This is a genomic window from uncultured Campylobacter sp., from assembly GCF_938017705.1.
Classification (GTDB): Bacteria; Campylobacterota; Campylobacteria; order Campylobacterales; family Campylobacteraceae; genus Campylobacter_B.
Map to the genome: position 1 here is coordinate 1 of NZ_CALIIS010000105.1, position 1316 is coordinate 1316.

Below are 1316 nucleotides of genomic sequence, written 5' to 3' on the forward strand. Positions count from 1 at the left end.
CGTTAGCTGCTAAATTTACATTTCAATTTAGCTCGCTCACGCAAATTTTATAAATTTTGGCGCCTTTTAAAAGAGCTAAATATTCGCCGTTCCCGTACGAGCCGTAGCCCTCATTTTTGTTATTTTTCGAGCAATCTGCGCCGAGAAAATTTAGGCTGATTTTTCTGTCGAATTCTAGCGTTTCGCCTTTAAATTTAAACAAAAACAGCTCATCTTTGTCGTTATTAGCCCGGCAAAACAGCACGCTTCGCTCATCCAGCGCAAAGTCGCTGCTCGCAAAAATATAATCGCTCTTTGAAAATTCTAACTCGCACGTTTCAATAGCCGCGGAGTCCGGTTTATAAGAACTGATTTTTGGAGTATACGCCGTAGCTTGCCCGTCCTTGATACGCACGAAATCAAAGCTACTGCAATAGTGCGCGTAGCACGCGCCGCCAAATAGATTTATCGCGTAGCAGTCGTGAATCCGGCTGAGGTCAAATCCATAGAGCTTTTCGCCCGCCTCGTTCCAAACGGCGAGTTCGCACTCGTCTCCGCCGAAGTTGCCGAAGAGCCCGTCGCCAAAATATGAAACGTAGAGCCGCCCGCCCTGCGCTATGATCTTTGCTATGCCGTCGCCCACGCAAATTTTGCCCGTCTGGGCGCCCAGCTCATCGATAAATTTTAAATTTTCCTCGCCGCGTTTTAGCTTCTCATCGTAGCGCGAGCGAGCGTTTAGCAGTGCCCAACGGTTTGGAAAATCCACGGGCGCGGCGAAGTGGTAGCCGTTTTCGTCCGCGTCGGTTTTTATCTCGCGCAGCCGCCCGTCTTGCATAAATTTTATGACGTATTCGCCCGCATCCTCGCATAGAAAATATATCTCGCCGCACTCGGTGATGCCGATGCTGACGAGCTCTCGCGCCTCTTTTGGCGCCAGTTCGTAGCAAGGGGTTAAATTTAACCGCGATTCTTTGATTTTAACGGACTTTGACATTTTGATTTTTCAAATTTTATCCTTGAGACCCGTTTCTGCCGCGTTGCGGTAGAAATCGATCTGATCTTTTTTGATGATGCGGATGTAGTCGGTGCTGCCGGGATGCCCGCTTTGAAAGCCCGCCGTCATCACATAGGTACCGTCCTCTTCGATGAGTCCGCGCTGCAGAGCCTCGCTTATGATACGTGCGAGCAGCGAGTTGATGCTCGTTTTTTCCTCGACCATCGCCGGATTTACGCCCCACACGAGACTTAGCGCGTGCGCGGTCTGCTCGTCGTGTGCGATTGCGATGATGTCGATTTTGGCGCGGTTGCGTGCGAGTTTGATCGCCGAGCGCCCCGAG

The 1316-nt window shown here is 50.5% G+C and carries 2 protein-coding genes; both read right to left on the reverse strand.

The genetic code is table 11. The features are described from left to right. Positions 1-22 precede the first annotated feature (22 nt). The gene (locus Q0605_RS05340) at positions 23-973 is read right to left on the reverse strand and encodes a hypothetical protein (protein ID WP_298704902.1); all 951 of its coding nucleotides are present in this window, start codon (positions 971-973) and stop codon (positions 23-25) included. A 9-nt stretch (positions 974-982) separates the two neighbouring features. After that, positions 983-1316: pyruvate kinase alpha/beta domain-containing protein (locus Q0605_RS05345; protein ID WP_298704903.1), on the reverse strand; the 334-nt coding region annotated here is incomplete at its 5' end.